The sequence below is a fragment of the Syntrophorhabdales bacterium genome (genome assembly GCA_035541455.1).
Lineage (GTDB): Bacteria > Desulfobacterota > Syntrophorhabdia > Syntrophorhabdales > WCHB1-27 > JADGQN01.
Map to the genome: position 1 here is coordinate 1 of DATKNH010000116.1, position 13457 is coordinate 13457.

The 13457-nt window shown below is 53.2% G+C and carries 10 protein-coding genes; all 10 read left to right on the forward strand.

All coding sequences use genetic code 11. The annotated features are described in order from the left end of the window. The coding region (locus VMT71_11925; GenBank protein HVN24671.1) for a hypothetical protein at positions 1-601 on the forward strand (601 nt) is incomplete at its 5' end. 46 nt (positions 602-647) lie between these two features. After that, positions 648-1262, forward strand: a complete 615-nt coding sequence (locus VMT71_11930; protein ID HVN24672.1) for a 4Fe-4S binding protein — start codon at positions 648-650, stop codon at positions 1260-1262. Between the two features lie 280 nt (positions 1263-1542). Next, positions 1543-2919, forward strand: a complete 1377-nt coding sequence (locus tag VMT71_11935; protein ID HVN24673.1) for an aryl-sulfate sulfotransferase — start codon at positions 1543-1545, stop codon at positions 2917-2919. A 151-nt stretch (positions 2920-3070) separates the two neighbouring features. Further along, a complete protein-coding gene (locus VMT71_11940; protein ID HVN24674.1) occupies positions 3071-5047 on the forward strand; it encodes a transporter substrate-binding domain-containing protein in 1977 nt (658 codons plus the stop codon). Then, on the forward strand, positions 5040-6401 hold the full coding sequence (locus VMT71_11945; protein HVN24675.1) for a sigma-54 dependent transcriptional regulator: 1362 nt from the start codon (positions 5040-5042) through the stop codon (positions 6399-6401). Before VMT71_11940 ends, VMT71_11945 begins: the two co-directional genes overlap by 8 nt. A gap of 374 nt (positions 6402-6775) precedes the next feature. Continuing rightward, positions 6776-8143, forward strand: a complete 1368-nt coding sequence (locus VMT71_11950) for an aryl-sulfate sulfotransferase (GenBank protein HVN24676.1) — start codon at positions 6776-6778, stop codon at positions 8141-8143. A 110-nt stretch (positions 8144-8253) separates the two neighbouring features. Next, positions 8254-8580 (forward strand): helix-hairpin-helix domain-containing protein, encoded by a 327-nt coding sequence (locus VMT71_11955; GenBank protein HVN24677.1) that lies wholly within the window; start codon positions 8254-8256, stop codon positions 8578-8580. Between the two features lie 128 nt (positions 8581-8708). Continuing rightward, entirely contained in the window at positions 8709-9071 is a 363-nt protein-coding gene (locus VMT71_11960; GenBank protein ID HVN24678.1) for a helix-hairpin-helix domain-containing protein, read from the forward strand. A gap of 70 nt (positions 9072-9141) precedes the next feature. Beyond that, positions 9142-11226, forward strand: coding sequence for a hypothetical protein (locus VMT71_11965; protein ID HVN24679.1), 2085 nt, complete (start codon positions 9142-9144; stop codon positions 11224-11226). Positions 11227-11253: 27 nt separating this feature from the next. Then, on the forward strand, positions 11254-13425 hold the full coding sequence (locus VMT71_11970; protein ID HVN24680.1) for a molybdopterin-dependent oxidoreductase: 2172 nt from the start codon (positions 11254-11256) through the stop codon (positions 13423-13425). Positions 13426-13457: the final 32 nt, after the last annotated feature.

Genomic DNA, 13457 nt, shown 5'->3' on the forward strand with positions numbered 1-13457 from the left:
TGATTTTAATGGGCGCACATGTCTTAAGGTGTCTCTTACCGACGACATGCAGGCAAAGATGTTGAAAGGACAGCCCGGGGATCAGGCAACGTTCGCCCTGCTGCCCGTTACCTTCCACAATGGCAGCATCGAAGTTGACATAGCAGGTGAAGTCAACGATAAGGGTGCTCCGGATGCGCGAGGCTTCGTGGGCATCGCTTTTCGCGTCGATGAAGATGCGTCCAAGTTTGAGGCGATCTACCTGCGAATGACCAACGGACTGAAAGCTGAACCACCCCCTCCTTCTCCCCGCAATGAAAGGGCCATCCAATACTTCTCGTATCCTGACTGGCGGTTTTCCCGATTCAGGAAGGAGTTTCCGGGGCAGTACGAGAAGGGTGCGAGCATAGCACCAAGGTTGTGGATACCGTTTCGGATAGAAGTGAGCGGAACCACCGCAAAGGCATACGTCAACAACGAACCTGAGCCCGCACTCACCGTGACCGATCTGAAGATGGGCCCCGATGCGCAAGGTTCCGTTGGCTTATGGGTGGACGATGGTTCAAGCGGGTACTTTTCCAATCTGCGGATAACGCCACTTCAAGAAAAAACTAAGCCATGAGCTTGTTATCTGCCATCATCAAATAACAAGGAGGCATAACTATACCATGGATGAAGTAACGCAAAGGGCGCTGAATATTCTTTTGAAGGTGAAGTCCATGACGTTCGCCACGATCAATCAGGGGGAGCCGGACGCGAGGATCGTCAACGTCATGCTCGTAGAAGAGGACGGCATCTATTTCACCACCGGGCGAGGCAAACATTTTTACAAGCAGCTCGAACAGAACCCCAAGGTCGCCATCTGCGGCATGAACGAAGATCTCGTGGCCGTGCGCCTCATCGGTGACATTCGTCGCTGCGAGGGCAGAGAAATGATGCACAGGATTCTGGAGCGCAACCCGCTCCTCGGCAACCTTTATGCTGGCGAGACAATTCAGATCCTGGAGCCTTTTCACCTGTTCAGAGGCAAAGGGGAAATATTCGATCTGGGCCACGAGCCTCCCAAAAAAGAACGCTTTGCGTTTGGGGGAGCCACGGTAAACCCACCCGGCTTTCGTATAACCGCAAAATGCACGGCATGCGGTGCGTGCGTCGACTCATGTCCTGTGGGCGTTATCACAGAAGGAGACGTCTATAGCATCGAAGGAAGCCTGTGTCTGGAGTGCGGGCTTTGTGCGGAAGTCTGTCCTGAAGGCGCGATCGATCCGCCCGGCAAAATGTAACGGATCGATTGCGCCTTGCTCGTTCAGCATCGCACGTTAATCAGGGTTGTCCAGAATCTCTGTCGTGGCGGAAAGCTGTACGGATATCTTCACACCGTAAAGCAACCCTTACAACAGCATGGAGGGCGTTCCGACGAGACCTATTGTTTAATCCGGCAAACCAGTCAATACTTCTCAGGATTTCCTCGAGCTGGCCGTGGCGTAGTATGGCACACCCCTTGCTCCGGCGCTAAATGAGGACATCGTCCAAGGTAATTCCATTCCAAGAAAGGAGGTATTTATGAAGCGTAACGGGTTTACGGCTTTACTAATTGTATGTCTTGTATTACTCGCAGTCAGTATCGCGGGAGCAGAATCGTTCCTTCAGCCTACAGGTCTTCTCAGGTGGGACAAGACAAAGGCTTTCAATGGCTACACACTTTACGCAACTCCATACACTAAAGATGTTTACCTGATCGACATGGAAGGGAACCTTATTCACAAATGGGAGACCGATAACCTGAACGGACTTTATGCGGTGCTCCTGCCGAACGGCAATATCCTGCGCGGCGCCTGTGTCAATGAAAGATTCGCGGTCTACTTCGGCGGGTCCTCAGGTTCATTGCAGGAGCTCGATTGGAATGGCAAGGTCGTGTGGGAATACAAGATGAATAGCCCGCAGGGCTTTTATCATCATGCTTTTGACGTCATGCCCAATGGTAACATACTGCTCATCGCATGGGAGCAGAAGAGCTGGGACGAAGCAATAAAGAAAGGGCGTGACCCGAAGACGACCAAGCCGGACGGTGTCGTCTCGCCTGCGGACCCCAAAAGACAGCCTGTCCAGGGTATCTGGCCTGACTTTGTCCGCGAAATAGACAAAAGCGGAAAGATGGTCTGGGAGTGGCACGTGTGGGATCACATCGGCACAGGGCCGGACCAGATCAACATAAACTTCACCCTTCCCTCAACGCTGGGGCCGCTCTACGGAGGGCCTGACTGGACGCACTTCAACACAGTACAGTATCTTCCAAAAACCGACCAGGTGCTGGTCAATTCCCGCAACTTCGGCGAGTTCTACATCATTGACAAGAAGAGCGGCAAGATCGTCTACCGCTGGGGCAACCCGGGTACGCACGGAAAAGGGCGTCTGCCAGGCGGTTACGTAGACGACGGCGACCAGATCCTCTTCGGCCCGCATCATGTGCAAGTGCAGGAGGACGGGAATATCACCATATTTGATAACGGCACCTTCAGGCCTTCCGGAAACTATTCCCGCGTCATAGAGATGGACCCGAAGACGGGAAAGATCCTCTGGCAGTTTGCCGGAAAAGGCATCCCGCGCTATGGAAACTCATTCTCTTCGGCGTTTCAGTCAAGTGCTCAGAAGCTGCCGAACGGCAATTTCCTCGTGACGTCAACAAACTGGGGTCACATGTTTGAAGTGACACGGGACAAAAAGATTGTCTGGGAGTACATCAACCCGGTCAATGAAAAAGGTGTGAACTGCACGAGGGATGATTTTGATGTCACCTACGAGGTGCATCGGTCTTACCGCTATGCGCCGGACTACCCCGGTCTTAAAGGCAAGGACCTGACGCCGAAGGGGCCTTTGACTGCGGGATGTCCTGACTTTCGCAAGGCGCTCGATGAAGGAACGGCAAAGAACCCCAAATAGAAGCACGGGCAAATAGATCAGGGGCTGCGGTTCACTGCAGCTCCCTGATCTGGACCCAAGGACAAACAGATGATTGGTCCTTGCGCACGTCAGCTGCTGCGACTTGTGAGCTCGGGCAGAGTATGGTAACCTTTCCGCAACAGAGGCTTGTGTGAACCGCTTCAGGCCGATACGAGCGGCCTTTATTCTTGTTCTTCTCGTCATTTTCCTTCTTCCGGTGGCAGCTTATCCTCAGCGAATACTCAGGGTAGGTGTCGACTCCTCTTTGCCCCCCTTTTCCTTCATCGATGCTGAATCGAACTCGATTCGGGGTTTCGATATTGATCTGGCAAAGCTGCTTGTTGCCAACCTGGAGGCACGACTCAGGCTCTTCCCGGCAAAGAGCAGCGAATTAGAAGAGCGTCTCTATGACGGTAAAGTGGATTTAATAATCAGCGAGAAAATCCCGAGTGCCAGGCTGCAGTCGCTTGAACTGCCGCTTCAGGTGGAAAGAAAACTCTTTGTAAATAATTCGTGCGTGACCGTCACCTGTGTCCGGGATCTCCCGGGTATCTCGGCAATTGTCCTGAAAGGTAGTGATCTGAGAACACTGGTTCCCAGCTGGGAAAAGGTCAAGTTTATTGAGGCCGAGACCCAGGAGAAGGCCCTGCAACTTCTCAATGCGGGAGAAGCTCAGGCTTACATTTCACCCAACGGCCGCGCGGCGATCTACACGATCCAGAAAAACAATCTGCGAAACATCAAAGAAGTGGGCATGCCCGTTGAGTCGGTGCCTTTGACCGTCTCGGTGCGGGCCGATAACACGCAACTGCTCACAGAGCTGAGTGTTGCTTTCGGCAAAATAGTGGAGAACGGAAGTTTCGACACAATCCATAAGAAGTGGTTCGGACACGAGATCGAATTTGCAGACCTGGAAAAGTACATCAAGTTCGGGAGCGGCGCAGCCGGACTTCTTGCTTTGATGCTGCTGGGATTTATCATCTGGAACAGGACACTGAAAAGAGAGGTGCGCCGGGTGACACATGACCTTAAGCTTTCAGAGCAGAAACACAAGGACCTGATCGAGTTCTCCCCTGAGATGATCCATCTTATTGCGCCGGACGGCAGAATCATGCATGCGAACAAGATCGTGCTGCAGAGGCTCGGTTACTCGTTGGAAGAAGTATGCTCCAAAGGTATCGGCGATCTTGTCGCGCCTGAGAAGAAAGCGGAGATAGAAAATTTTATTGAGTCGATCTTCACGACAGCGGCGGGGACAAGAGAGTTCTCTCTTTGCAGCAAGAGCGGCAGGATGATCGATGTAGAAATGAGCGCCACAGTCGTGAGGGGACCGGACACCGTATTGGCCTGTTGCTTTTCGCGCGATATTACAGAGCGCAAACGGTTGGAGGAAGAGCTGATCCAGTCGGAGCGCCTGGCTATCATGGGCGAGATGGCCGCAGGGATCGCGCACGAGATCAATAATCCGCTCGGGATCATTCTTGCGAACACAGAGGAGCTGCTCCAGCAGAAATTCGATGACGGCGATACAAAGGACAGCCTCGAGGCGATCGAGCGCAATGCGCTGCGGGCGGGCAAATTCATCGACGATCTGCTTACCTTTACCCGGCCGACCCCTCCTGCAAAGGTGCGTATCGATTTGACCGGCCTGGTTGAAGAATCGCTCAGCCTCTGCAAGCAGCAGCTCAAGCAGAAACAAGTCCGGATAGAAAAATCGTTCCCTGCCGGACCTCTCTTTTTTGAAGGCGATGACAGCCAGATTCAGCAGGTTATGATCAATCTGATTCTGAATGCTGTGCAGGCCATGCCACAGAAAGGAACTATCACGATACGTGCAGGGCACGAGCGTAACAACGGCACCCAACTGATTCACCTTGAGATCGCCGATTCCGGCACCGGTATTCCCGAGAAAGACCTGGCGAAGATATTCGATCCTTTCTACACCGCGCGCAAGAACAAAGGATTCGGGCTCGGGCTTTCTATTTCGAAACGCATCATCGATAAGCATAACGGGACTATTCGCGTCGAATCGGAGGCCGGTCGCGGCACCGTGATCTTCATCGATCTTCCCTTCTGTCCGCCTCCGGATGCGCCTCCTGCAGCCCAAAAGGAACGCAGCATTGGCTGAGAAAATCCTTGTTGTCGAAGACGAAGCTGAAATGAGACAAGTCCTGGCGCGGTTCCTGACGCGTCTCGGCTATGATGTGCATACTGCAGGATCCGGCGAGGATGGGTGGAAAGCTCTTGAACAGACCGAATTCGATCTTGTGCTGTCTGATATGGCTATGGACGATCTGAACGGTATCGAATTACTCGAACGCGTAAGAGCCGTAGATGCCACTTTGCCCTTTATCATCATCACAGGCGTGGGCACGATTGAAACTGCTGTCGAAGCCATCAAGCTGGGCGCCTTCCACTATATAACCAAGCCATTTAAGCAACGCGACGTCGAGATCCTTATCCGCAGAGCCCTGGAGTATGGGAAGCTCAACCGGAAGCTTGACACATTGCGTCTGCATGAAGACGACGAGGAATTTCCTAAGATGGTGGTCGGCTCCAGCAAGGCGATGCATGAGTTGCTTCGGAAGGTTGAAAAGATTTCCGATTCACAGGCGTCCGTGTTGATAGAAGGAGAAAGCGGGACAGGTAAGGAGTTGCTCGCGCGCATGATACATCAGAACAGCTCGCGCCGCGACCGTCCGTTCGTGCCGATCGATTGCGGTGCCCTGACAGAGACGCTCTTGGAGAGCGAGCTTTTCGGCCACGTCAAAGGCGCGTTCACCGGCGCGATACGCGCAAAACGCGGCCTGCTGGAAGAGGCCCAGGGTGGAACAGTTTTTCTCGATGAGATCTCCAATATCAAGCTTTCCACGCAGGTGAAGCTGCTACGCGCCATACAGGAACGGGAGATAAAACCGGTGGGTGGTAATCAAACTATACAGATAGACGTACGTTTCATATCGGCCACGAACCGGAATCTCCAGCCCGCAATTCAGGAAGGGAGTTTCCGCGACGATCTGTATTACAGGTTGGCTGTTGTGCCGCTCTTTCTACCGCCTCTGCGCGAGAGGCTTGAAGACATTCCTCTGCTCATCGACCACTTTCTTAACAAGTTCTGCAAATCCTACAAGAAAAAGATCAGCACCATCAAACCGAACGTGCTGGCGGCCATGCGCAGCTGGCCCTGGAAAGGGAATATCAGGGAACTGGCCAATATTCTGGAACGCGCGGTCCTTCTCGCAGAGGACGAGACACTCACCCTCGACTGCCTGAGTATCGAACAGACTCTCGCCAGAGAGGTGGGTGCTTTGACGGACAATACACCGCTTCCCCTGAAACAGGTGGTGGAAGAGGCTGAAAAGAGCGCGATCGTAAAGGCGTTGAAGGCAGCGGATAACAACCGCACTATGGCTGCAAGGCTCCTCGGAATCAGCCGTCGCGCGTTCTACGACAAGATGGCGCAGTACGGTGTGGATCTCTAGTGTGCTGCAAATCCAGCGACATCCCTCTCCCGAATTATCTATGTTGCGCAGTAACCTGCACGGCTGTGCAACACTTCGCACACTTGAGGCAATTCAGACTTTTCTTGTGAAGACGGAATGCTCTCAAAAGCCATGAAATCACGGCTCATCACCGTGGATCGGGTATCACCATACTCGGCACACGGATTGCTTTAAGAATGTACGGAAATAAGCGGCCTGTTTCTACGAAACCGAAAGAGAAGAAGGCGATCGGACCGCGAAGATAGTATGTTTACGGGCAGTGCGAAGGAGAGGGGGTGGGAACGTATTCTGAGCAGTAGTTTCTGAAGCGTGATGGTTTTTTGAGACTACATTATCATGAGAGGAGGGTGATCATGTCAAAGAAGGTGTTCTGTGCATTGGCAATTATAGGATTTATTGCAGCCTCGCTGGTGACGGCCGAGGCATATGAGTTGCTGTATGGTCCCACAGGATTAATAAGGTACAACAAAGAAAAAGCGTACGATGGTTACATGCTGTTCGCTCCCAGTTTGAGCACGACAACGTACCTCATTGATATGGAGGGAAATGTCGTTCATACGTGGAAGAGTAAGTATCTACCAGGGCTCTTTGCGATGCTTCTGCCCAATGGAAATATTCTGCGCGCTGGAAGACCTGAGCCCAACCCTGAAAAGACGCCCGTTGCGTTCGGCGGCACCGCAGGGCTTATCCAGGAGATCGACTGGGATGGAAACGTGGTATGGGAATACAAGGAGTACAGCCCGACTGCGCTCCAGCACCACTGTTTCAATGTTATGCCGAACGGCAACATTCTTTTGATAGGCTGGGAGTACAAGAGCGCCGCGGAGGCGATCAAGAAAGGGCGCAACCCGAAGACCATGCCCAAAGAATGGGAGTTTGAGGGCAAGAAATACACCGGACTCTGGCCGGATTACGTGAAGGAAATAAGCAGGGACAAGAAAGTGGTATGGGAGTGGCACGCGTGGGATCACATCGGGAAAGGACCCAAGAAGCTCGACATCAACTTTCAGCTTCCGAAGGCCTCCGGTTACATGCACATCCCCGACTGGACGCACTTCAATACCGTCGACTACCTCCCTGCAACTGACCAGATTCTCGTCAATTCCCGGAACTTTGGTGAGTTCTATCTTATCAACCATAAGACGGGGGCTATAGAGTTTCGTTGGGGCAATCCCAGCGCCTACGGAAAGGGAAAGCCGCCCAAGTTTCTGGATGATGGAGACCAGATCCTCTTTGGGCCGCACCATGTAACGGTGCTGGAGAATGGTCATTTCCAGATATTCGACAACGGATGGAAGAGACCGGAGAAGAACCGCTCGCGCGTAGTTGAGATGGACCCGAAGACCGGGAAGATTGTCTGGCAGTTCGAGCCTGTAATAGGCAACAGTTTCTATACGACGTATCAGGGATCGGCGCAAAAGCTTCCGAACGGCAATATCCTGGTGACATCGAGCAACCACGGTCATGTGTTTGAGGTGACGTATGGTGAAAAGCCGCAGGTGGTCTGGGAGTGGGTCAACCCTGTTTTTCCCGGTGATAAAATCAAGTGCTTCTATGACGACGGCAAGGACAGCGTGTCGGCAAGAGAAGACCTTGCGGCAAACATGATCCACCGTTCTTACAAGTATGGAAAGGATTATCCGGGACTCGCGGGCAAAGACCTGAGCAAGAAGGAACCCTTCGCAGGAGAATGCCCGGAAATATGGAAAATGGCGAAGTAGCATATCGTAGTAACCATAAGCGTGAGCAGGACCGGAGAGCCGAAGAGGCCGAAACCCGTTCGCAAGGCGCTCCGGTCCCACCAAATAAGATCAGATAAGGAGGAACGGAAATGAAGCGGAGATTGCTTTTGGGTTTTGTGTTTTGCCTGGGCTTTGCTTTTGTAGCGGCAGCAGCCCTCCACGCTCAAGCCCCGGCGAAGGTGAACGTGAATGCGGCGACTGCGGATCAGCTTGCAAAAGTACCGGGTATGTCTGCCGACATGGCTAAGGCGGTTGTTGATACACGGGCGAAATCGGGTGCCTTCAAATCGGCTGACGACCTGATGAGGGTCCCTGGCATGACGAAAGAGAAAGCGGACGCTATCGCACCAGCGCTATCCTTCGGACAGGCTAAGAGCGCAGGAGACGAAGAAGAGACCAAACTCCCGAGATACTAATGCAGTATCGCAGCAGCACCTGGATAGTAAGTAGATAGTGCATAGATGGTAAACCGTGCGTGATGACGCATGGCGAAGCGGATGTCCTGTGCGCTGTGCGCCATCACACCAAAAAAGGAGGTAGAGAGATGCGTATCAGAATATATTCTCTCCTGGCGCTTGTCCTGGCGGCAGCGCTGTTTCTGCTGGGCTATTCCGGGGCAGCGGTTGCGCAAAGCTCGGGGAAGGCAAGCCTGAATAAGGCGAGCGCAGCAAGGCTCGCAAAGGTTCCGGGTGTCACCCCGGCTCTTGCGAAGGCAATAGCGGATTACCGCACCAAGAACGGTGCATTTAAGAAACCTGACGATCTTTTGAAGGTACCAGGCATGACTCAAGACATTCTCAAAAAGATGTCGCTACAGGTTGATTCAAAAGGCGACATACTCTTGCCCGCGGCCAAAGGTGATGGCGACGATGAGGAAGAGCCGAGCCTGAAACCGTCGAAGTGTTAGCTGGCAAAGTTTCTGAAATCTTACGTTGAACATTCAGCCCGTAGGGCTTGTCATACAAGGAGGGTGTGCCATGGACGAGAAGAAGAACGATGACGATCAGAATGACAAAAAAGGCATATCACGTCGTAATGCCTTGAAGAAGCTGGCCGGCGGCCTCTTGGGAACCGCAGTTGTTGGGCTCACTGCGGATAGATCAGGTGCTGCCGCTGCCAAAAATAAAGCGGGAAAGGCCACGAAAGCTCACCAAAAACCGAAGATCCTGCTCATGGGTCTTGACTCATGCAGCATGGAAAAAATACTTGAATGGTCCAAGCAGGGCAAACTTCCCACATTCAAGAAACTCCTTACCCAAGGAAGCTACGGTGAGTTTGAGAATATTTTTCGCGGCATGTCTGTGGATGCCTGGGCTGCCTACAACACGGGCGTTGGCCCGGGTCAGAATAACTTCTTCGGATCGCATCCATGGCAGATCTATGACAAGACGGCCTATCAGACCTCAGGCATAAACCGCTTCTTCAGGCTCCACGCGGCCACAGTGCCTTTCATGCTCGCGGAAGGAGGCGTGAAAGTGGGTCTTTGCGGTACGGCAATGTCCTGGCCGCCGGAACGGCTGAAGGATGGCTTTATGATGTCGGGCAAGGGCGCGCCTGGCCCCGGCGACCAACCCTTCAACATGGGGCATGTATACTACACCCAGGAAAAACACAGGGCAGCGGGCCCCTTAAAGACAAAGATTGCGTTCTCCAACGGAAAAGTTTCAACCATGATCCGCAGGAAGGACCAGCAAGTGCCGCTCGATCTGACGCTTAATCCTGGAAACACGGTAACCATCGCATACGGCGACGTGAAGATTACACTGAAGGAAGGAGAATGGTCAAAGTACGTCCCCATACAATTCCCTAACGGGAGAAGAGCCATCGTTCGCTGGAAGCCGGAACGGGTCAATACGCAAGAAGGCGACCTGCAACTCTACCGTTACCGTCTTCTGCAGGATCCCACGGCACCCGAGCGGCATGAGCCGATAGACCCGTTCTTTGACGGACCGGTCGTCCCGACTGACCGTTGGACCTATCCTGCCTCTCTGCAGAAAGAAGTGTATGACGCGGTCGGCTACTATCGGACACCGAATGTCCCCTTCGAATATGATTACACGTCTTTCATCGCGTACGTGCAGGAAGAGGAGACGCTGATAGAGGATTGCTATGATGCAACGCGGGAACAGAACGACATCGTGATCTGGCTGACGAAAAATAAGCCGTGGGACTTCTTCTGGTTCTCCAATATGCCGTATGACCGCCTTAACCACAATATGACCCGCATCGAAGGCAATCCAGACTGGTCAGAAGAGTACGAAGAGAAGTACGGGAACGACAAAGTGATGCTCGAGTTCACGCAGTACGTTGACAAGGAACTGGCACGGATGCTGAAGGAACTGCCAAAGGATTCCTGTTTCATGTTGATTTCCGACCACGCCTGGGGTCCTACCAAGAAAGATTTCGAGCCCAACTCATGGCTGATGAAGCTGGGTCTCCTCAATGTGAAGCCGGAAGTTGAGGGTAAGAAACGGACCTATGATAACGATGATATCGACTGGTCAAGGACCAAAGCATACACGTCCTGGAACCCCGGCATATTCATCAACCTCAAAGGCCGGGAACCGAATGGCATCGTGGAATATAACGAGTATGAGAAATTGCGTGACTTCATCATCGCTGAACTGAAGAACCTCAAAGATCCGGAAGGGCAGCAATACACAAACATCGCAGACCGGGTCGAGAACATTTATAAAGGCGATTACGGCTGGTACGCGGGTGACGTGCAGTTCTGCGGGTTCCGCGATGCGTCCGGCATCAAAGTGCCCGGCAAGAAAAACGACGGGCTCTACCAGATCAATTTCGGCGGGTTCGGCCGCGACGGCGCAATATGGGACAATCCGCGCAGACATTTTACCGGCTATCATGGCAACGCGCTCACTTCTTTCATTGCGGTCGGCCCGGGTATCAAGAAGAACAATGACGTGTCGAAGGGCGGTCACATGATGAACGTGATGCCGACAATTATGCACATGTTCGGGTTGGTGCCGCCGCCCAATTTTGAAGGCCGCATCATGTATGAAATTTTCGAGCCCAATTCTCCGTTTGCGAAGAAGACGTAGAGTGCGTGCGCAGCGTTGGGTTGCGGGATGGAAGACAGCAGAACAAAGAGGAGTATAAGCCGCAGGAGCTTCCTGAAAGCAAGTGCGCTGGGTGCGGGTGCGCTAGCCGCCCCCAAAATAGTGCAAGGTGATGCCAGCGAAGCGGCTCCTTCTGCAGCAAATCACATTGACCGCGAGGTCATGAGCTGCTGCCAGTTCTGCCAGGTACGATGCACCACAATCGTTCAAGTGAAGGATAAACGGGTTGTCAACGTGTATGGCAACCCGGAAAACGCCTGGACTGAAGGGAAGATGTGTCCTAAAGGTCAGGCGCTGGTAGAGCTTACCTACAGCCCGCATCGCTTGCTTTATCCCTTGAAACGCGAAGGCGCCGGCTGGAAGCGTATCTCCTACAGTGAGGCACTTGCCGTGGTGGCTGAACGCATCCTGAAAATCAAGAGCGATTTTCCGGAGGATTTCACACACCGCCTCGTTCTTTTCGCTCCGTTGTGGGAATCACACGAAAGTGAAATTACAGCACAGATGGCTCTGTACTCCGCAGGTTTTCCGGACATCTGCTCACCGGGAGACACGTGCATCGGGAGCTCGGCAACGGCTCTCCGCATCTGCTTGGGAAGCCCTGTTTCCACGACAACGATCGACGAAGTAATGAACGCGCAAACGCTTGTGCTCTGGGGAGCCAACATCGCAGAAATGTACCCGCCGTATATCCGCTGGATAGACAGGGCGCGCGAGAAAGGCGTGCGCGTCATTTATCTTGACCCCCGGAGGACACCGACCAGCAATCACTGTGATGAGCAGATCATGGCGCGACCGGGCACGGATGGCGCGCTGGCTCTCGCTCTTATCCGGATGCTGATAAAAGAGAGCCTGTATGACCGCAACTATGTGGCCCGTCATGTCAACGGTTTCAAAGAGTTGCTAGACGCGGCTGAGACCTATACCGCGGATAAAGTTGCGGGAATAACCTGGGTACCGGAAGAGAAGGTGAAGGCACTCGCAAAGCAACTCGCTGCGAGCAAGCGAACCGTTGTGTGGCTTGGCGGCTCCATATCACGCTACACCAACTCAATACAGAGTGTCCGGGCGATCATCGCGCTGCAGGCGCTGACTGCAAACCTGAGCGGCCCAGGCAAAGGCATCATGAATGTTCAGGGAGGAAAGCCCGGAGGCACCGAGGCCCTGGAAGAGAGTTTCAGTGCTCCTGATCTCGGGAGTGCCCTGAGTTTCCGAAAGATACTCTTCGCTATGGAACAGAAACGCATCAAGGTGCTGATCCTGAATTCCAGCTATCGCCGCTATCCGGACGCGAACAGGGTCCGTAAGGCGATAGGAAACGTCGACTTTGTCGTCTATCGTGGGTTCTTTATGGATGACGAGGCAAGCCTTGCGCACCTGATAATCCCGGGCACTATGCCATTCGAGAGTTCAGGCTCTCAGTACGGGGCGCAGCGACAGGTTGTCTGGCGCAATCAGGCCGTACCTGCGCAGGGCGAGACGACAGAGGACTGGCGATTCTATTCTGGCCTGGGAAAGAAGTTGAACGGAGAAAAATTTCCTGACCTGAAGAGCCCGGAGGAGATATTTGAACTGGTGAGGAGAAATGCTCCTACGTGGTCAGGTCTTACGCTGGAACGCTTGAAAAAAGAACCGGCAGGCATTTGCTGGCCGTGCCCGACGGAGGAGCACCCGGGCACCCGCGGCACTCTCTATCCTGAAGATCGGTTCTTGACCGGTGATGGGAAAGTGGAGCTTCGTTCACCGGCTCTCGGGAACATAGAGTGGAGTGAGCCCGAAGAAAGCCCGTTCGCAGCGCCGGAGCAAGGTAAAGCCTTTCCCCTTATTTTTCTGCAGGGCAAAGTGGTGCAGCACTGGCAGCACACCTACACGAACTGGTCCGCGTATATGGCTCAATTCTCCAAAGGGAATTACGTGCAAGTACATCCGGATACGGTCAAGGGAATGGGAATCAAGGACGGTGACTGGGTGTATCTGGAAACCGGCATTGGGAAGATCAAGGTCAGATTAGTCGTAAGTGAAATGATCCTGCCTGGGCTTGTCTGGACACCTTCTCATCCTGCCGCGACAAGTCCCTTTGCGGAGAACAGGGGAGCCTCCATCAATACGATCATTCCCTCCAACTGGGACAAGGTATCGGCTCAATTTAACGGATTCGGTTGCAGGTTGGTAAGGGTGTAGAATGACAAGTTTTAATTACGAAATTCTAAATT